Below are 18,030 nucleotides of genomic sequence, written 5' to 3'. Positions count from 1 at the left end.
CTCACGCCTCGGAGGCCGGCAGCTTGACGAGCCGCTCGATCGTGGTGCGATCGTTGAGCACGGCGAGCATTTCGCGGCGGGAGAGGAAGTCGATTGCGTCGCTGAAGCATGCCGCGTCGGCAATCCTGGCCTTCGCCGTCGTCAGCTCGACATCGATGTCGCCCGGCTCGCGCCGCCGCGGCACGGGCAGGGCATCGACGTGCTGCCGCCGCAGCTCGGCATTCCGCTGCAGCGCGACCAGCGCGGCCTCGCGGCGAGGCTCGGGCTCACCGGCAAGCTCCCGGGCGCGGATCAGCACGCGCGGCGGCGTCCGGTCCTCGGGCGTCACGAACAGGCCGGCGCCGGTGCCGCGGCCGCCCGTCAGAAGGCCGATCGGAATCGACAGCACGAGGCCGGCGATGACCGGCGACATCCAGGCGAGCAGGGGCAGCGACACCGCATAGGCGCTGGCAGCCATGGCGAGGCCGCACAGGGTGGGCAGCGCGAACTTGCGATAGATCTCCTGCCGGCTCACGCCGCCGTCGCTGCGGCGCTGCACCTGCCACCCGGCGTCGCGCCCGAGCAGGATCTCGATCACGGCGACCGACTGGAAGATCATCATCGATGGCGCGATCAGCGCCGCCAGCACGGTCTCCGCCAACACCGCGACGCAGAGGCGCAGCCCGCCGCCGAAGCCGCGGCGCCGCGCCGGCGTGAACAAGGTCGCGAGGCAGGCGAGCAGCTTCGGCACCATCAAGAGCCCGAGGGTCGCGGCAAAGACCTGGGCGGCGAGCACCGGATCCTGCGCCGGCCAGCTCGGAAACAGCGCAAAGCCCTTCGGGAAATATTCCGGGCGGACGAAATTGGCCTGCAGCGAAATCAGGATGCCGAGCACGAGGAACGCGAACCAGAGCGGCGCGGTGATGTAGGCGCCGATGCCGATCAACAGGTGCAGCCGCGACACCCAGTGCAGGCCGCGCGCCGGCAGCACCGCCAGATGCTGCAGATTGCCCTGGCACCAGCGCCGGTCGCGCGCGGCGTGATCGATCAGCGAGGGCGGCACTTCCTCGTAGCTGCCGTCGAGGTCGACCGTCATGTAGATTCCCCAGCCGGCGCGGCGCATCAGCGCGGCCTCGATGAAGTCGTGGCTGAGAATATGCCCGCCGAACGGTTTTCGCCCGCGCAACTCCGGCAAGGCCGCGTCCTGCGCGAACGCGGCGATGCGGATGATGGCGTTGTGGCCCCAGTAATTGCCTTCTGCGCCGTACCACCAGGCATTGCCGGCGGCGATGACGGGTCCGTAGAGCCGGCCGGCGAATTGCTGCAATCGCGCGAACAGGCTGGTGCCGTTGACGATAACGGGCAGGGTCTGGATCAGCGCCGCCTGAGGGGCATGCTCCATCGCGTGCGCCAGCCGTACCACGGTCGCGCCGCTCATCAGGCTGTCGGCGTCGAGGATGATCATGTGATCATAGGCCGCGCCGAAGCGCCGTACCCACTCGGCGATGTTGCCCGCCTTGCGGGCGACATTGTCGGCGCGGTGCCGGTAGAACACGCGATCTGTGCCGCAGGCCTCGCGCAGCGCCAGGAACGCGGCCTCCTCGCCGATCCAGATGTCGGGATCGGTGGTGTCGCTGAGCAGGAACCAGTCGAAGCGCTCGGCCTGACCGGTCTCCGCCACGGACTCGATCATGGCGCGCAAGCGCACCATCACCGCGTGCGGATCCTCATTGTAGGTCGGCAGCAGCATCGCCGTGCGGCTCGAGAGTCCGGGCAGCGGACCTTCGACGTCGATCGCGATCGTATCGCGGCGGCGCGCGAACATCGCGCAGAAGCCGGCCAGCGCCGACACGAAAGCAAAGGCGATCCAGGCGAGCAGGATCGAGAACAGCACCAGCACCATGCCTTCCAGCACGGTCACGCCGCCGACATCGACCACCTCGTACATCCTGGTGCAGCCGGCCAGCGTCAGCGCGGCCGTGCCGGCGAAGATCAGCATGCGTCGGAACGCGATGCGTGGCCCGCTCGTGATCGCCTGCGTCGCCGCCGGAACATGATGGAGCGGCGACGGCTGCATCGCGAGCGGCGCTTCTGGGGGCAGCAGGCCGTTGATCTCCGCGCGACGAGGCGCGCGCATCGTCTCTGCGGCTACGGCGTCCATCGGTAGATCCAGCTTTCGGAGACGAGCTTGTCGTTGGCGGTCAGCTCCGCGCGCAACTCGACCGGTGCGCTATTGACGGCGCATTGGAAGCTCAGCCGCCATCCGCCCGTCTCGGGATTGGGCTGCGTGACGATGTTGGTCACCTCGGCCTTGTCGGCGCTCACCACGCCCTTGACCTGCGCCGGATCGAGCCCTTTCAGGGCGTCGCCCTCGAGCTCCAGCACGAACAGCCGGCCTTCGCCGTGAACGCCGACGCCGGTGCGGGTGAAGCGCGCCAGCGCGTGCGGCTTCGGCGCGTCCTGTCCCCAATGCAGGCGATAGGTCATGTTGTGCTCGCCCTTGGCGGCGAGCGGCGTCTTCGGCCGCCAGAATGCGGCGATGTTGTCGTGGATCTCCTGCTTGGTCGGAATCTCGAACAGCACCACGGCGCCTTCGCCCCAGTCGCCGATCGGCTCGATCCACAGGCTCGGCCGCCGTTCGAAATGCGATTCCAGATCCTGATAGGCGGCATAGCTGCGCTCGCGCTGCATCAGGCCGAAGCCGCGCGGATTGAGGTCGTTGAACACGCTGACTTGCAGGTCGCGCGGATTGCTCAAGGGACGCCACAGCTGCTCGCCCTTGCCGTTGAACATCGCAAGCCCGTCGGAATCATGCACCGCGGGTCGGAAGTCGTCGGCCTCGTTGCGGTCGTTCGGTCCGAAGAAGAACATGCTGGTCATCGGCGCCAGCCCGGCATGGCCGATCTCGACGCGCGGGTACAGCGAGGCCTCGACGTCGAACACGGTGGTCTCGCCGGGACGAATGGTGAAGCGGTAGGAACCGGTCGCGCTCTTGCTGTCGAGCAGCGCGTGCACCACCATCGCGGTGGCGCCCGGCGTCGGCTTCTCCAGCCAGAACGCCTTGAAGACGGGGAATTCCTCGCCCTTCGCCTCGCCGGTGTCGATGGAAAGTCCCCGCGCGGAGAGACCATAGATCTCACCCTTGGCCACCGCGCGAAAATAGCTCGCGCCGAGGAACACGCAGACCTCGTCATAGTAGTCCGGCCGGTTCATCGGCGCATGGATGCGGAAGCCGGCGAAGCCGAGGTCGGCCGCCGGGAACGCCGCGACCTGCTGGCCGAATGCGAAGTCCTCGGGACGATAGGCCACGGGCCTGGCCTGTCCGTCCGCAACCTCGTAGATGTCGACCCGGTCCTTGTAGATCGAGCCGCGATGGAAGAACTGCGCCTGGAACGGCAGGTCGTCGCCGCGCCACAGCGCGTGGTCCGGCAGGAAGCGGATCGAACGATAGGCATCGTAGTCGAGCTTCGCCAGCGCGTCCGGCAGCTTGTCGTCCGGCGCGGCGAATGGCTTGGCCGCGAGGGCGCGTGCGAGGTCGCGCACGGTGGCTGCACTGAACGGCTGAGCCGCAGGCGGCGCTGCGGACGCGCTCCGCGCCAGGGACGCGGCGACCGGGATCGCAGCCGCAGATTGAATGAACTGACGGCGATTCAACTTATTCTCACTCTGTTGCGTGGAACTGCGGAGCAACCCTTCTGGAGGCCTGCGGTTCCACCGCAAGCCAACAAGAGGCGGCTTTGGAGTTCCGACCTGCTGAATGCGCCAACGGCGATCCGTCCGGCGCGTGAGAGCATGTGCGCGGCGTTCTGAACGCAGCGTGAGCGACGGTCCCGCGTGGCGGACATGGAGCCGAGACGTGAGCATTCGACCTGCTCGCGTCAGCCGCAGCAATTTTGCTTCTCGTGTCTTACGCCGGAAGGTGCGGGGCTACATCCAGGGCTGGGATCTTCCACGTCCTGACTCGCACTCGGCGGCTGCCGCAATGCCGACGATGGGTGCGCTCCTGCAACACGATTATTGATCCATCGCAACAAGGAGTCGTGCCGGGGCTCTACGAATCGATTGGTCTGCGGCAACCGATCAAGGCACGAAAAGGTACCATGATTGGTGACCCGAAAGGACGTCGAAGTCGGTCTAGCACTCCGCGCCCAGTTCATGCACCGAATCGAGCGAACGCCGGCGACAAAAATCTTACCGACTCCCGGGTCGGCAATGCCGCACCACGATCACCTGGAAGGGATTTGAATGCTTCGATTGCGTGCGCTGAACGCTCCGACGCCCTTTCTTTTTTTCACTGGCAAGGGCGGTGTAGGCAAGACGTCGCTCGCTTGTGCGACCGCCATCAGTCTCGCGGACCGTGGATTGCGTGTCCTTCTGGTCAGCACCGATCCTGCGTCGAACCTCGACGAGATGTTGGAAGTTGAACTAACTGACAGGCCGGTGCCGGTGCCGAACGCGGCAAGGCTCTTCGCGATGAATATCGACCCTGAGGCCGCAGCCGAGAGCTACCGATCTCGCGTGCTCGAACAGCTCGAGACCACGGTGACGGATCAGGAGAGATCGACCATACGCGAGCAGCTTTCCGGCGCATGCACCACCGAGATTGCCGCATTCGACGAGTTCGTCGGATTGCTGGACGGGGACAGAGCGGGTCACGACCATATCATCTTCGATACGGCCCCGACCGGCCACACCTTGCGGCTTCTGAGCCTGCCGAAGGCTTGGACCGGTTTCCTGAAGGACAACGACCGCGGAGCATCGTGCCTCGGCCCACATTCGGGTTTGAAGATGCAGGAGGATCGTTTTCGACAAGCGCTTCAAGCGCTGGGCGATCCTCGGCGGACGACCGTGGTCCTGGTGACCCGCGCCGACCGGAGTGCAATCCGGGAGGCGGCGCGAACGTCGAGCGAACTTGATGCACTCAACCTCTCCAATCAGACACTCGTCGTGAACGGACGCTTTCACGCCACTGACCCTGCCGACGCGGTCGCAAGCGCACTCGAGCGGGATCAGGATGAGGCGCTCGCCTCGATGCCGGATTCGCTGCGAAAGCTGCCGCGGGACGACGTCCCATTGGTTGGGTTCGACATTGTGGGTCTCGCGGCGCTCAGGGCCATGTTGTCGTCGTCCAGTCCACGGCTTGAGACGTCGACTGGCGAACAAGTTGGAGTGCCGGTTGACGTGCGTGGACTCGACCGCTTGGTCGATGACATCGCTCACCGCAATCGCGGCCTCATCATGGTCATGGGCAAGGGCGGCGTCGGGAAGACGACGGTTGCCGCTGCCATCGCTGTCGGCCTTGCGAGGCGCGGGCATGCCGTCCACCTCAGCACGACCGATCCAGCGGCCCACGTCATGGATGTCGTTGACGCCGCGATCCCAGGGCTGACGGTGGACCGGATCGATCCTCGGCGCGAGACGGAGCGCTATGTCGCGAAAATACTGGCGAGCCGTGGCCGCGACCTGGATGAGCAGGGCAAGGCGCTCCTGCTTGAGGACCTGGCTTCGCCCTGCACGGAGGAAGTCGCCGTTTTCCATGCCTTCTCGCACGTGGTTGCGGAAGCCCGGAGCGCCTTTGTGGTGCTCGATACGGCGCCGACCGGTCATACTCTGCTCCTGCTCGATGCGACCGGGGCCTATCATCGCCAGATGACGAGCCAATTGGAGCCGAGCGCCGCTGGCCGGCTGATCACGCCGCTGATGCGATTGCAGGATTCCAGCTACACGCAGATCATCCTGGTGACCCTGCCGGAAACGACGCCCGTTTCGGAGGCCGCCGCTCTCCAAGAGGACCTGCGGCGCGCCGGCATCGAGCCGTTCGGTTGGGTGATCAACAAATGCCTCGCCGCCTCCGGAACTCGCGATCCCCTGCTGCAAGCGCGGATTGCCAGAGAGCGGACCCAGATCGCTCGTGTTCAGGACGGCCTGGCCAAGCGCGCTTTCATCATGGGGTGGCGAAGCAGGCCTCCTGTCGGCATCGAGGAGCTTGAGGCCTTATCGATACCGAGATCTTGATCACGTTCAGCTCCAGCGCGATCTGGTCTCCTCCCCTCGCGTCTCTTGTTACGCGACCCCGCCCGCCCGTCGGGCAAATCGGCCGCGCATATTTGTTGGATTTGCGGCGCGCGCTACCGGCTCATGGCCTGTCGAGCTGTCAATTCCGTGTGCGCCGATGGACTGATTTCGTCAGCGAGTTCAGCTGGATCACTCGTGTCCAGTCCTATCGGCAAAAATATTGCTGTTTCCATTTTTCAGAATTTGATGTTCACTCCGCTTGTCCCGCCTCGATCTGAGGGGCGTTTCGCGGTCGTCACGAGCGTTGGGTGCGGGATGCGATGGGCGTATCGAACTGCAGCGCGAGCGATCGTGCCGACGAACGGTTCGATGCGCACGGTCAAGCCGTGTGGTCCTGATCTCCCGGTGCTGAGATCAAGTTTGCGCCTGCGATGGCGCTGATGACAGGGGCAAGACAGCCGGTCCCTGGGGAGAGCACGGAGTAAGCCGTAAAGCCATCGCGCGGGGAAGGCCGGGATGTCCCAGCCGAACCTGTGGTTCCTGCCCCGTGCATTTTTTCCGCACGGGGGCCATGGGGGCGGCGAGCTCCCGGTCTTCCCTGCGCCCTCTGTGTTCAAAGTGGGCAAACTAACAGAAAAGCTCGGGCGCAGATGCGCCGCGAGGAGGTGACTGCATGTCTCTCCGCACCGGATATCCGAGCTTCACGTGTCTCCGCGTGACGTGTGCTCGCGTCCGTGCGTTGTTTTTTCAGTGTCATTGCGAGAGCGGGGCTACACACTCCGCCCCCGGAATGACGGAGGCGAGAGTGGAGCCCTCACAACTCCCTCGCATTGCTGAACGCGAACGAGCTGACTCGCCGGGTGGTCTCATCCAAAATCAGCGTCCGCGTGATCGGCGGCTCGGCGCGCTGGGCGCAGTTCTCGCGCTCGCAGAGACGGCAGTTGACCCCGATCGGGGTGCCCTCGGCCGTCTCGAGATCCATGCCGGCGGCGTAGACGAGGCGCGACGCGTGGCGGATCTCGCAGCCCAGGCCGATCGCGAAGCGTGGCTGCGGCAGCGGATGCGGCGCCACCGGGCGGCGGACCATCTGGGCAATCGAGAAATAGCGCGAGCCGTCGGGCAGCTCGATGATCTGCTTCAGCAGCCGGTCCGGCGTGTCGAAGGTCGAGTGCACGTTCCACAGCGGGCAGGTGCCGCCGAACTTGGAGAACGGGAAGGTGCCCGACGAGAAGCGCTTGGAGACGTTGCCGGCATTGTCGACGCGCAGCATGAAGAACGGAATGCCGCGCGCGTTCGGGCGCGACAGCGTGGTGAGGCGGTGACAGACCTGCTCGAAGCCGGTGTTGAAGCGCTGCGCCAGCACGTTGATGTCGTAGCTGAGCGCCTCGGCAGCAGTGAGGAACGGTGCGTAGGGCATCATCACGGCGGCGGCGAAATAGCTCGCGAGTGTCATGCGGTAGAGCCGGCGCGAGGTGTCGTCGAGCGCGCCGGCGCGGCCGATGATGATCTCGAACTGTGGGAGGCATTCGGCCATGCCGAGTTGGACTGCGAGCTGGAAGGTGCGGCCGGGCCCGTCGACCAGCTCGGAGATCAGCAGCTGACGCCGATGGCGGTCGTAGCGGCGCAAGGTCTCGCGCATGACGTCGACCGGCATCACACGGGTCTGCACCGAATGTTTTTCGCGCAGCCGCGCGGCGAGCGCGGCATAGAGTCCTTCGGCCGGGACGTCGAGCGCGTCGCGCAAGGCTTCGGCCTGCTGCTCGAGCTCGGCGAAATAATTGCGGTTGGCCTCGATCAGGTCGCGCACCCGCTCGATCGGGTTGGCTTCGAAGCGGGCGCCGTCGTTGCGGTCGGCCATCTGCGCCGCCACCAGGGTCTCGCCGCGCCGGGCCTCGGCGTAGGCCGCGTACAGCCGCTGCAGCGCATGGGTGACGCCGGGGCAGAGCTCGGCAAGGTCGCGCAGCTCCTGCTTGGGCAGCTCGATCTGCCGGAACAGCGGATCGGAGAAGATCTCGTTGAGCTCGGCGAAGAAGCGGTCCTCGTCCGCGGTGGCGAGATCGCGCAGATCGAGATCATAGGCCTCGGCCAGCCGCAGCAGGATCTGGGCCGAGACCGGGCGCTGGTTGCGCTCGATCAGGTTGACATAGCTCGGCGAGATGCCGAGGCCCTCGGCGAGCTGGGTCTGGGACAGCCCGAGCTGCTGGCGGATGCGCCGGAAGCGGGGCCCGACGAACAGCTTCTTTCCGGACTCACCGGGCATCGCGATCCCCTCATGGCCGACCGGCCCTCGGATTGTGACAAAATTGACAAAATGACATTTATGACAAGTGATGATGTTACATGACATCACCATTCGAAAACAAGGCCTCTGTACGAAGCTGCCGGTTTCGCGTTTATCTCCTGTCACGCAATTCGCAATGCACTGTCAAAGTTGTGACGGTTGAAGGAGGGTCTCATGACCAGCAATTTCTGGGTGATCGGCGGCGAGTTCGGCTCGATGAATTTCCACAAGCTGGTGGAAGGCTCGGCCCAGGTGAAGGGGCCGTTCAAGTCGCGCAAGGAGGCCGAGGACTGCTGGCGCGAGGTGTCCGAGGAGAACCGCCACAAGGCCGGCGTCCGCTTCTCGATCGTCGAGGAGCCGCAGCGCGCGCCGGCGGCCTGATCGCCGGAAGGAATGCATTGCCGGGTATTTGAATAAGCTCGAGGAAAGAGCCCAAGGACGGGGCGGTCTCAGCCGGGTCATGCCGGAGGAGGCCGCCCACGTCCGTTTCGTGGTTACGCCAGCGTGCTTATAACCCATTGAAGATGAAAGGGGATTGCAGAATACTGGGTTACTGCTACGTTAACACGGTGGGAACCTGGCGAAACCAGGGCCGAACCGTGAAAGCGTGACCGATGTCCGAGGCCGCCGACAGCAGCACTGAAGCCCGCCCCGTGCGCCTGCGCGAGGCGCTGCGCCAGGCCCGGATCGAGGCCGCAGACCGAACGGGCGTGGTGGTCGACCTGCGCGACGCCGAGGTGGCGCGGCTCGAAATTCTCAACGACGCGCTGGACCCGCTGTTCGCGGAGATCCCGAGCCAGCTCGATCTGTTCGATCGCGGCATCAGCCAGGGCGAGACGCCGCGGCTGTGGATCGACGTCGTCGCCCACGTCGTGATGGGGCGTGACAAGCGGCAGTATCGCTTCGTGCAGGACACCCGAAACGGCCGCGTCGTGCTCGCCGAGTCGCACGACATCGCGGCGATCGTGAAGGCCGTCACCGATTACGTCGCGCGCCGCATGGTCGAGCGCGAGCGCGCCTTCAGCGTCGCAAGGGCTCAGACGAAGACGAGCGCCGAGGCGCCGCGGCGGCGCGGCGGGGTCTGGCCGTTCGTGCTCGGCTTCGTGCTCGGCGCGCTGTCGCTGTTCGGCGTCGCATTCTATGCGAGCCTGCAGCAGATCTGACGGCGTGGCCGCGCCTCAAAGCAGGCGGACCTCGCGGATCTCGCGCACCCGCAGCGCCTCGTTGACCGCCCGCACCCTCATGTCGCAGCGCCAGTGATTGCCGTCGCTGCTGATGGCGAACATGTTGTAGGCCGCGGCGGGATAGTGGCCATGCGCCATCGACGACGCCGAGGGCACGCCGACGACCGGGATCTTGCGCTCCGGGCCGTCGATCCAGATCGTCGAATGCACGTGGTCGTGGCCGTGCAGGATCAGCTCGACGCCGTGGCGCGCGAGCAGCGCGACGAGCTTCCCGGCGTCGGTCAGCCGCTTCATCCGGTGGGCCGAGCGCAGCGGATGATGCACCAGCAGCACGCGGAACAGCGGCTCGTGGGCCAGCGATTCGAGCATCTGCTCCAGCGCGGCGAGCTGTGCGCTGCCGAGCCGTCCCGTCGCCATGAACGGCGCCGACGGCACGGCCGAGGACAGGCTGATCAACGCGAGCGGCCCGCGCCGGCGCAGCGACGGGAACGTAGCCGGTCCCTCGGCATCGCCGCCGAAATAGTCGGCAAAGCTCTCGGCGAAGCGCAGCCGCGTCGAGCGCACATAGGCGTCGTGATTGCCGGGAATCGCGGTGACCTTGTCCGGCGGCCCCACCGTCCGCAGCCAGGCCTGGGCGAGCGGGAATTCGGATTCGAGGGCGAAATTGACCAGATCGCCGGTGACGGCGATCTGGTCCGGCATCTGCGCATGCAGATCGGAGATGAGCAGATCGAGGATGTCGCGGCGGTGATATTTGTAGCGATTGCGCGTCCAGTTGAGATAGCCGAGTGCGCGCTTGCCGGCGAGCTCCGACAGGCGCGGCTTGTGCTGGGGGGCGAGGTGCGGGTCGGACAGGTGGGCGAGGGTGAAGGCAGCCATTACGCCCCTCGGTGCCGATGGCGGATGCAGGCGCGCCCAGCAGATGTCATCTCGTGCTATCCCTCGTGATGCCCCGGCTCTCATGACAAGCCCCGCCTGCGAGCGCAAGAACAACCAGGACGACGACAGCGATGACGACACATCTGAGCCGGCTGCGGATCCGGTTCGAGCCGGTGCTCCGGCGCGGCTTCCACCTCTATTGGCGCTTCGCCCGCGGCATGACGCTGGGCGTCCGCGGCGTGGTGCTGGATGCCGAGAACCGCGTGTTCCTGGTCCGGCATGGCTATGTCTCGGGCTGGCACCTGCCGGGCGGCGGCGTCGAGGTCGGCGAGACGTTCATCGAGGCGCTGACGCGGGAGCTGTTCGAGGAGGGCCGGATCGCGCTCGAAGGCGAGCCGGAGCTGCACGGCATCTTCCTCAACAGCCACGTCTCGCCGCGCGACCACGTCGCCGTCTTCGTTATCAAAAGGTTCACGCAGGACCGGCCGCCGGAACCGAACCTCGAGATCGTGGAGGCCGGCTTCTTCGCACCGGACGCGCTGCCGGAGGGAACCACGCTCGGCACGCGGTCCCGCCTGCGGGAGGTGCTGGACGGCGTTAAGGTCATTCCCACCTGGCGGCCGGAACAGCGCGTTGTCGCCGGATCATTATGAATTTCTGCACCGAATGAGGGCAGTCTCCCGTCCCTGGGGGAGAGGGGTCGATGAGTTCAGCTTCGATGCGGATCGCCGTGCTGGTGCCCTGCTACAATGAGGAGGCCGCGGTCGGCACCGTGGTCCGCGATTTCAAGCAGGCGCTGCCGACGGCCACCGTCTACGTCTATGACAACAATTCCAAGGACCGCACCATCGAGGTCGCGCGCGCGGCCGGCGCCGAGGTGCGCAGCGAGCGGCGGCAGGGCAAGGGCCACGTCGTCCGGCGCATGTTCGCCGATGTCGATGCCGACATCTACGTGCTGGTCGATGGTGACGCGACCTATGACGCGCCGAGCGCGCCCGGCATGATCGCGCGTCTCGTGAGCGAGCGGCTCGACATGGTGGTGGGCCTGCGGGTCGACCAGGAGCAGGCCGCCTACCGCATGGGCCATCGCACCGGCAACTGGATGCTGACGAGCTTCCTTGCCGAGGTGTTCGGCCAGGCCTTCAAGGACATCCTGTCCGGCTACCGCGTGTTCTCGCGCCGCTTCGTCAAATCCTTCCCCGTCCTCTCCGACGGATTCGAGATCGAGACCGAGCTGACCGTGCATGCGCTGGAGCTGGCGCTGCCGGTCGCCGAGCTCGCGACGCCATACTACGCGCGGCCCGAAGGCTCTGTCTCCAAGCTCAACACCTGGCGCGACGGCTTCCGCATCCTCGGCACGATCCTGAAGCTCTATCGTTCGGAGAAGCCGCTGCGCTTCTTCAGCGCGATCGGCATCTTCCTCGCGCTGGTCTCGATCGGCTTCGCGATTCCCATCTTCGTCACCTATATCGAGACCGGGCTGGTGCCGCGGCTGCCGACCGCGGTGCTGTCGATGGGCCTGATGATCATGGCGCTGCTGTCGGCCTCATCGGGCCTCGTGCTCGACACCGTCACCCGCGGCCGCCGCGAGATGAAGCTGCTCGCGTACCTGTCACACGCCCCGATCGAGGGCTGATGCGGGCGAGAGCTTGTGTCCATCCGCCGTTCCGGTCATGGTTCGGGCGTCACCGTCCCGAACGAGAACACCGCCTCCATGCCCATCCTGAACAGCATCGCCGCGCTCACCGACGACATGGCCGCCTGGCGCCATGATTTCCATGAACATCCCGAGCTGATGTACGAGGTGCACCGCACCGCCGGCATCGTCGCCGAGCGCTTGCGCGAATTCGGTTGTGACGAGGTGGTGACCGGCATCGGACGCACCGGCGTGGTCGGTGTCATCCGCGGCCGTCGGACCAGCTCAGGTCGCACGATCGGCCTGCGCGCCGACATGGACGCGCTGCCGATCGAGGAAGCCTCGGGCGTGCCCTACGCGTCGAAGACGCCGGGCCTGATGCATGCCTGCGGCCATGACGGCCATACCGCGATGCTGCTGGGGGCCGCCAAGCATCTCGCGGACACGCGCAATTTCGACGGCACGGCGATCGTGATCTTCCAGCCGGCCGAGGAGGGCGGCGCCGGCGGCAAGGCGATGGTCGACGACGGGCTGATGACCCGCTGGGGCATCCAGGAGGTCTACGGCCTGCACAACGCGCCGGGCGTGCCCGAAGGCGTCTTCGCGCTGCGGCCGGGCCCGATGCTGGCGTCGTCGGACCAGCTCGAGATCACCGTCCGCGGCAAGGGCGGGCATGCCGGTGCCGGGGTCCACAAGGCGGTCGACAGCGTGCTGATCGCCGCGCACATCATCACCGCGCTGCAGTCGATCGTGTCGCGCAACGTCGATCCGATCAAGTCGGCGGTCATCTCGATCTGCGTCGTCGAGGCCGGCACGGCGATGAACGTCATTCCGGAGACCGTCGAACTGAAGGGGACCGTGCGCACGCTCGATCCCGAGGTGCAGGACCTGGTGGAGCGCCGCATTGCCGAGGTCGCCGACGGCATCGCCCGCACCTATGGCGGTGAGGCGACGACGAAATACACGCGGCTCTACCCGATCACGATGAACCATGCGCGCGAGACCGGTGTTGCCGCTGATGTCGCCCGCGACGTCGTCGGCGCGGAGCGGGTGGTCGACAATGCGCCGCCGCTGATGGGCGCCGAGGACTTCGCCTTCATGCTGCAGGCCCGCCCTGGCGCCTTCGTCTTCCTCGGCATGGGCGACGGCAAGGACTGCCACCATCCGGCCTATCGCTTCAACGACAACATCCTCGGCCATGGCGCCTCCTATTGGGTGCGGCTGGTCGAGAAGACGATGCCGGCAGATTGATGCCGGTGGCGCGGCTTTAACTGCGAGCCGTCGCCTGCAATGACCGTTGGCGCCAATGCCGCGGGCTGCAGCCGGTCCAGCGCGAGAACGCGCGGGAGAAGGCTGAGGCTTCGGAATAGCCGAGCAGGAAGGCGACGTCGCCGAGTGGCAGATGCGCTTGGCGCAGATAGTGGCGGGCGAGGTCGAGCCGCGTCGCCTCGACGAGGTCGGAGAAGGTGGCGCCGAACTCGGCAAGCCGGCGCTGCAACGTCCATGACGTGGTCGACAGCGCATCGGCGACCTCCTCGAGATGAAGCGCGCCGGCCGACAACCGCCGCCGGATCTCGCCACGGACCAGATCGAGGAACGCCGGCGTGCCGCAGGAGCCGGCGACACCGGCAAGATCCGTCGTCAGCCGCTGCAGGCGTGGAAGATCCGCCCCCGGCATCGGCCGGTCCAGGCCGCGGTCGCGAAACACCAGCGCATTGGTGCCTTGCGACCAGCCGACGTCGGCATCGAAGGCTGCCTCATGATCGCGCCAGGCCGCGGGCCGGGCGTGTTCGAACAGCACCATGTCAGGCGCCCAGCCCGATGGCAGGCACGCACGGAAGACGTTCGCGAACATGCCCATGGTCAATTCGGCATCCTGCCGGCGATCGACGATCGAGCCGTCGAGAATGCGATATTCGAGCCGCAGCAAGCCGTCGTGGCGCGTCAGGCGGGTTTCGGTCGCCTGCTGATGCCAGGGAAACCACAGCGCGAGATGCTCGATCGCCGAGCCCAGCGTCGGCGCCGCCAGCGCGATCTCGCCGATCAGGCCGAGCATCCGCGGCTGGTAGCGTTGGCCGAACCAAAGGCCGAAATTGTCGTTGCCGGTCTCCTGTGCGGCGTCTTCCATCATCGCGACATAGTCGGCGAGGTCGAGCGCGCGGCGGGTCTCGCCGAGGCAGCTGGCATCGATGCCGATCCGCTCGAACACCGCTTCCGGACGGCCGCCTGTCTGGGCGATGAAATCAGCGACGCCGGTGGCCGCGGCGGCCAGAATGTTGCGGCTCCGATCGCGCGGATGCTGGCTTTCGGCTGTCGGATGCTGTGCCATGAAATCCTCACCTTTGAGGAAATGCGCCGTTGTTTCACACCTCGTAGTTATGCAAGTCACGTGCCTGCCGGAGCGGCCATTCATGACCCCTCCGCGCAAGCACATGGCGCGGAGGGTCCTCGATCGAGACTGTCGCGATCCGGCCGGATCAGTCGGCCATGGCGCGGGCTTCGGTCAAGGCGATGTCGAGCAGGCTGTCGTTCGCCGCCATGCTGCGCTTGCCGGCGGTCAGACGATAGAGCAGCAGGCCGGCCGCGAACAGCACCACGAAGGCCGCGAACACCTGCAGATTGAACCAAATCATCGTGAGCAGCGAGAGCGTCGCACAGACCAGCGCCACGGCCGGAAGCACGGGATAGATTGGCGCCTTGAACGGCCTGATGAGATGGGGCTCGGTGGCCCGCAGGCGGAAGAGAGCGGCCATGCTCATGATGTACATCACGAGCGCGCCGAATACGCTCATCGTCACGATGTTCGCCGTCAGCGTCTGTCCGGCGAACTGGATGAGCTCGTCGGAGTAGATCGCGGCGATGCCGATCACGCCGCCGGCAAGGATGGCCCAATGCGGCGTGCGGCAGGTCGGATGCAACGCGGCGAGCTTCGCCGGCAGAAAGCCGGCGCGCGACAGCGCGAAGATCTGCCGCGAGTAGCCCATGATGATGCCGTGGAACGAGGCGATCAGTCCGAACAGGCCGATCCACACCAGCATGTGCAGCCAGCCGGAGTTCTCGCCGACCACGATCTTCATCGCCTGCGGCAGCGGATCATTGATGTTGGCGAGCTTCGACCAGTCGCCGACGCCGCCGGCCATGATCATGGTGCCGAAGGCGAGCACGACGAGCGTTAGAATCCCCGCGATGTAGGCGAGCGGAATCGTCTTGGTCGGATTCTTGGTCTCTTCCGCGGCCATGGCGGCGCCTTCGATCGCCAGGAAGAACCAGATCGCGAACGGGATCGCGGCGACGATGCCGCCGATGCTCGCCAGCGAGAATGAATTCTCGCCGGCCCAGCCGTTGGCGGCGAAATTGGCGAAGGAGAAGCCGGGCGACACGACGCCCATGAACACCAGGAGCTCGGCGATCGCCAGCACGGTGACGAACAGCTCGAATGTTGCGGCGATCGATACGCCTGCGATGTTGAGGGCCATGAACACCAGATATGCGCCGAGCGCGGCGGTCTTGGGCGACAGCGCCGGAAACTGGACGTTGAGATAGGCGCCGATGGCGAGCGCGATGGCAGGCGGTGCGAACACGAACTCGATCAGCGTCGCGAAGCCGGCGACGAAGCCGCCGAGCGGGCCGAAGGCTCGGTAGGAATAGGCAAACGGACCGCCGGCATGGGGGATCGCGGTGGTGAGCTCGGTGAAGGAGAAGATGAAGGTCGTATACATCACCGCGATGAAGATCGTGGTGATGAGGAAGCCGAGCGTGCCGGCCTTGTCCCAGCCGTAGCTCCAGCCGAAATATTCGCCGGAGATCACCAGCCCGACCGCGATGCCCCACAGATGGAGTCCGGTCAGGCTCTTCGAAAGCGTCGGCTTGGCCTCGTCACTCATGTCCATTCGCTCCTGTCGGCTTGTGATGGGTGATTTGTGTTGTTGGTTGTGTCGTCGCGATCGCGGCGTCCGGCGCCGCCTCCTTGAGGCCGATGCCGGTGACGCCGATCCGCAGCGCCTCGCGCACCAGCCAGGCCAGCTTGTCGGCGGCGCGCTCGGCGGAGAGCCCGTGGCCGTGAATGTTGGACATGCAGTTGCGGGCGCTGTCGCGCAGGCCCGGGGCCGGGTGCAGCGTCAGATACACACCGAGGGAATCCGCGGCCGACAGACCCGGACGCTCGCCGATCAGGACCGCCACGAGCCGGGCGCGCATCGCGGCACCGACATCGTCACCCAGCGCCACGCGCGCCTGCGAAGCCAGCACGATCGGTCCGATGGACAGGCCCGTCAGACGAGCCTCGGTGGCGATCACGACAGCGGCGGCATGGCTTTCGACCGCATCCGCCGACAGCCCGTCAGCAATGATGAAGACGAGATCGTATGGGCCTGATGGCAGCCGCGACGCTTCGCCCGTGGCGAGACGGCGGCCAAGATCTGGCCGGCGCAGATAGCTGGCGCGGTCCGGCGCTGCGCTCGCGACCTTGATCACCTCGCGCGGCGCGAGCGCGCCGGCGATGCCGTCGAAATCGACCTTGCCCCATACGGCATCGCGCGCGCGCGCATGCGCCATCTGGAATTCCAGCTTCGCCGCCGTCGGAAGCCCGTCGCCGGCGCGGCCGAGCGCGACGCGGGCACGCGTCATCCTGCGCAGCAGGTCGAACGGATCGTCCCTCATGCCCGCGCCCCCTGGCCGATCAGCCGAGCTACGGAAGGCGCGCTGCCCGGCAATGGCGGCACGCGGCCGCTGTGGTCGAGGAGACCCATCCGCGCTAGCCACGCCTCGAACTCCGGCGCCGGGCGGCGGCCGAGCAGATGCCGCAGCCGCATCACGTCGTGATGCGACAGGCTCTGATAGTTGAGCATGATGTCGTCGGCGCCGGGCACCGCGATCAGGAAGTTGACGTGCGCCGCCGCAAGCAGCAGCGCCAGGTCGTCCATGTCGTCCTGATCGGCTTCGGCATGGTTGGTGTAGCAGACATCGCAGCCCATCGGCACGCCGAGCAGCTTGGCGCAGAAATGATCCTCGAGGCCGGCGCGGATGATCTCCTTCGCGTCGTAGAGATATTCAGGACCGATGAAGCCGACGACGGTGTTGACCAGCAGTGGCGAGAAGGCGCGCGCGACGGCATAGGCGCGGGCCTCGACGGTCTGCTGATCGAGGCCGTGATGCGCATCGGCCGACAGCGCCGCGCCCTGGCCGGTCTCGAAATACATCACGTTGTTGCCGACCGTGCCGCGCTTCAGCGACAAGGCTGCGTCCTGGGCCTCGGCCAGCAGCTTCAGGGTCACGCCGAAGCCGGCATTGGCAGCCTCGGTGCCGGCGATCGACTGGAAGACGAGATCGAGCGGCGCGCCTTTCTCGATCGCCTGGATCGAGGTCGTGACGTGGCTCAGCACGCAGGACTGCGTCGGCACCTCGAATCTGAGCCTGAGATCATCGAGCATCGTGAGCAGGCGGATGCAGGCCTCGACATTGTCGGTCGCGGGATTGATGCCGATCACGGCATCGCCCATGCCGAACAGCAGGCCGTCGAGCGTGCCGGCGGCGATCGCCTGGGGATCGTCGGTCGGATCGTTCGGCTGCAGCCGCGACGACAGCCGCCCCTCCAGGCCGATCGTGGAGCGGAAGCGGGTCACGACCCGGCATTTGGCGGCGACGGCGACGAGATCGCCATTGCCGCAGAGCTTGGAGACCGCGGCCACCATCTCCGGCGTCAGTCCCGGCGCGAGGGCGGCCAGCCGGCCGGCATCCGCCTCCCAGGACATCAGCCATTCGCGCAATTCGCCGACGGTCAGCGATGCGACGGGCGCGAATGCGGCGGCATCGTGGCTGTCGAGGATGAGGCGCGTGACCTCGTCGCTCTCATAGGGAATCAGCGGCTCGTCGAGGAAACGCCGCAGCGGCACGTCGGCGAGCGCCATCCGCGCCGCAACCCGCCGCGCGGCACTGTCGGCTGCGATGCCAGCCAGCTCATCGCCGGACCGGCGCGGCGAGGCGCAGGCCAGCAGCGTCTTGAGATCATCGAACACATGAGTTTCGCCGCGATGGCGCGACCTGAACGCACCCGTCAT

The 18,030-nt window shown here is 66.5% G+C and carries 14 protein-coding genes; 6 read left to right on the top strand and 8 right to left on the bottom strand.

Annotation, left to right across the window (positions count from 1 at the left end):
- Position 1 precedes the first annotated feature (1 nt).
- Both mdoH and ACQR1F_RS11365 read right to left on the bottom strand, forming a co-directional pair.
- A complete protein-coding gene (mdoH, locus tag ACQR1F_RS11370; RefSeq protein ID WP_434913041.1) occupies positions 2-2,140 on the bottom strand; it encodes a glucans biosynthesis glucosyltransferase MdoH in 2,139 nt (712 codons plus the stop codon).
- Entirely contained in the window at positions 2,128-3,633 is a 1,506-nt protein-coding gene (locus ACQR1F_RS11365; RefSeq protein WP_434913040.1) for a glucan biosynthesis protein G, read from the bottom strand. Before ACQR1F_RS11365 ends, mdoH begins: the two co-directional genes overlap by 13 nt.
- A 591-nt stretch (positions 3,634-4,224) precedes the next feature.
- Between ACQR1F_RS11365 and arsA the strand changes: the two genes are divergently transcribed.
- On the top strand, positions 4,225-5,994 hold the full coding sequence (gene arsA, locus ACQR1F_RS11360) for an arsenical pump-driving ATPase (RefSeq protein WP_434913039.1): 1,770 nt from the start codon (positions 4,225-4,227) through the stop codon (positions 5,992-5,994).
- Between the two features lie 814 nt (positions 5,995-6,808).
- On the opposite strand, the gene ACQR1F_RS11355 is transcribed toward arsA, so the two are convergent.
- Positions 6,809-8,254 (bottom strand): helix-turn-helix domain-containing protein, encoded by a 1,446-nt coding sequence (locus ACQR1F_RS11355; RefSeq protein WP_315802757.1) that lies wholly within the window; start codon positions 8,252-8,254, stop codon positions 6,809-6,811.
- 195 nt (positions 8,255-8,449) lie between these two features.
- On the opposite strand from ACQR1F_RS11355, the gene ACQR1F_RS11350 reads away from it, so the two are divergent.
- Both ACQR1F_RS11350 and ACQR1F_RS11345 read left to right on the top strand, forming a co-directional pair.
- A complete protein-coding gene (locus tag ACQR1F_RS11350; RefSeq protein ID WP_006612464.1) occupies positions 8,450-8,656 on the top strand; it encodes a DUF4170 domain-containing protein in 207 nt (68 codons plus the stop codon).
- Between the two features lie 233 nt (positions 8,657-8,889).
- The gene (locus ACQR1F_RS11345) at positions 8,890-9,438 is read left to right on the top strand and encodes a hypothetical protein (protein ID WP_316217341.1); all 549 of its coding nucleotides are present in this window, start codon (positions 8,890-8,892) and stop codon (positions 9,436-9,438) included.
- Positions 9,439-9,453: 15 nt separating this feature from the next.
- Here ACQR1F_RS11345 and ACQR1F_RS11340 read toward each other — a convergent pair whose 3' ends face one another.
- Positions 9,454-10,338, bottom strand: coding sequence for a metallophosphoesterase family protein (locus ACQR1F_RS11340; RefSeq protein WP_434913038.1), 885 nt, complete (start codon positions 10,336-10,338; stop codon positions 9,454-9,456).
- A 131-nt stretch (positions 10,339-10,469) separates the two neighbouring features.
- Between ACQR1F_RS11340 and ACQR1F_RS11335 the strand changes: the two genes are divergently transcribed.
- From ACQR1F_RS11335 to ACQR1F_RS11325, 3 genes are all read left to right on the top strand, one after another.
- Positions 10,470-10,991 (top strand): NUDIX domain-containing protein, encoded by a 522-nt coding sequence (locus tag ACQR1F_RS11335; protein ID WP_434913037.1) that lies wholly within the window; start codon positions 10,470-10,472, stop codon positions 10,989-10,991.
- A 50-nt stretch (positions 10,992-11,041) separates the two neighbouring features.
- Positions 11,042-11,974: a glycosyltransferase family 2 protein gene (locus ACQR1F_RS11330; protein WP_434913036.1), complete on the top strand. Its 933-nt coding sequence runs from the start codon at positions 11,042-11,044 to the stop codon at positions 11,972-11,974.
- Between the two features lie 78 nt (positions 11,975-12,052).
- Positions 12,053-13,225: a M20 aminoacylase family protein gene (locus ACQR1F_RS11325; RefSeq protein WP_315802762.1), complete on the top strand. Its 1,173-nt coding sequence runs from the start codon at positions 12,053-12,055 to the stop codon at positions 13,223-13,225.
- 16 nt (positions 13,226-13,241) lie between these two features.
- Here the strand turns inward: ACQR1F_RS11325 and qhpR are convergent, their stop codons facing one another.
- The 4 genes from qhpR to ACQR1F_RS11305 form a co-directional block, all read right to left on the bottom strand.
- A complete protein-coding gene (qhpR, locus tag ACQR1F_RS11320; protein WP_434913035.1) occupies positions 13,242-14,303 on the bottom strand; it encodes an AraC-like transcriptional regulator QhpR in 1,062 nt (353 codons plus the stop codon).
- Between the two features lie 148 nt (positions 14,304-14,451).
- On the bottom strand, positions 14,452-15,858 hold the full coding sequence (gene eat / locus ACQR1F_RS11315; RefSeq protein WP_315802764.1) for an ethanolamine permease: 1,407 nt from the start codon (positions 15,856-15,858) through the stop codon (positions 14,452-14,454).
- Complete coding sequence (gene eutC, locus ACQR1F_RS11310) at positions 15,851-16,633, bottom strand: ethanolamine ammonia-lyase subunit EutC (RefSeq protein ID WP_315802765.1); 783 nt, start codon at positions 16,631-16,633, stop codon at positions 15,851-15,853. Before eutC ends, eat begins: the two co-directional genes overlap by 8 nt.
- Positions 16,630-18,030, bottom strand: coding sequence for an ethanolamine ammonia-lyase subunit EutB (locus tag ACQR1F_RS11305; protein WP_434913034.1), 1,401 nt, complete (start codon positions 18,028-18,030; stop codon positions 16,630-16,632). The genes eutC and ACQR1F_RS11305 overlap by 4 nt, the downstream gene beginning before the upstream one ends.

The sequence above is a fragment of the Bradyrhizobium sp. HKCCYLS3013 genome, from assembly GCF_051167615.1.
Taxonomy (GTDB): domain Bacteria; phylum Pseudomonadota; class Alphaproteobacteria; order Rhizobiales; family Xanthobacteraceae; genus Bradyrhizobium.
The sequence above is the reverse complement of the archived record's forward strand: the minus strand, read 5'-3'. Positions and strand labels throughout refer to the sequence as shown.

Excerpts from the sequence above, each read along its gene's own strand:
- mdoH (WP_434913041.1), bottom strand. The coding sequence starts at position 2,140 with ATGGACGCCGTAGCCGCAGAGACGATGCGCGCGCCTCGTCGCGCGGAG.
- arsA (WP_434913039.1), top strand. The coding sequence starts at position 4,225 with ATGCTTCGATTGCGTGCGCTGAACGCTCCGACGCCCTTTCTTTTTTTC.
- ACQR1F_RS11355 (WP_315802757.1), bottom strand. The coding sequence starts at position 8,254 with ATGCCCGGTGAGTCCGGAAAGAAGCTGTTCGTCGGGCCCCGCTTCCGG.
- ACQR1F_RS11350 (WP_006612464.1), top strand. The coding sequence starts at position 8,450 with ATGACCAGCAATTTCTGGGTGATCGGCGGCGAGTTCGGCTCGATGAAT.
- ACQR1F_RS11345 (WP_316217341.1), top strand. The coding sequence starts at position 8,890 with ATGTCCGAGGCCGCCGACAGCAGCACTGAAGCCCGCCCCGTGCGCCTG.
- ACQR1F_RS11340 (WP_434913038.1), bottom strand. The coding sequence starts at position 10,338 with ATGGCTGCCTTCACCCTCGCCCACCTGTCCGACCCGCACCTCGCCCCC.
- ACQR1F_RS11335 (WP_434913037.1), top strand. The coding sequence starts at position 10,470 with ATGACGACACATCTGAGCCGGCTGCGGATCCGGTTCGAGCCGGTGCTC.
- ACQR1F_RS11330 (WP_434913036.1), top strand. The coding sequence starts at position 11,042 with ATGAGTTCAGCTTCGATGCGGATCGCCGTGCTGGTGCCCTGCTACAAT.
- ACQR1F_RS11325 (WP_315802762.1), top strand. The coding sequence starts at position 12,053 with ATGCCCATCCTGAACAGCATCGCCGCGCTCACCGACGACATGGCCGCC.
- qhpR (WP_434913035.1), bottom strand. The coding sequence starts at position 14,303 with ATGGCACAGCATCCGACAGCCGAAAGCCAGCATCCGCGCGATCGGAGC.
- eat (WP_315802764.1), bottom strand. The coding sequence starts at position 15,858 with ATGAGTGACGAGGCCAAGCCGACGCTTTCGAAGAGCCTGACCGGACTC.
- eutC (WP_315802765.1), bottom strand. The coding sequence starts at position 16,633 with ATGAGGGACGATCCGTTCGACCTGCTGCGCAGGATGACGCGTGCCCGC.
- ACQR1F_RS11305 (WP_434913034.1), bottom strand. The coding sequence starts at position 18,030 with ATGACGGGTGCGTTCAGGTCGCGCCATCGCGGCGAAACTCATGTGTTC.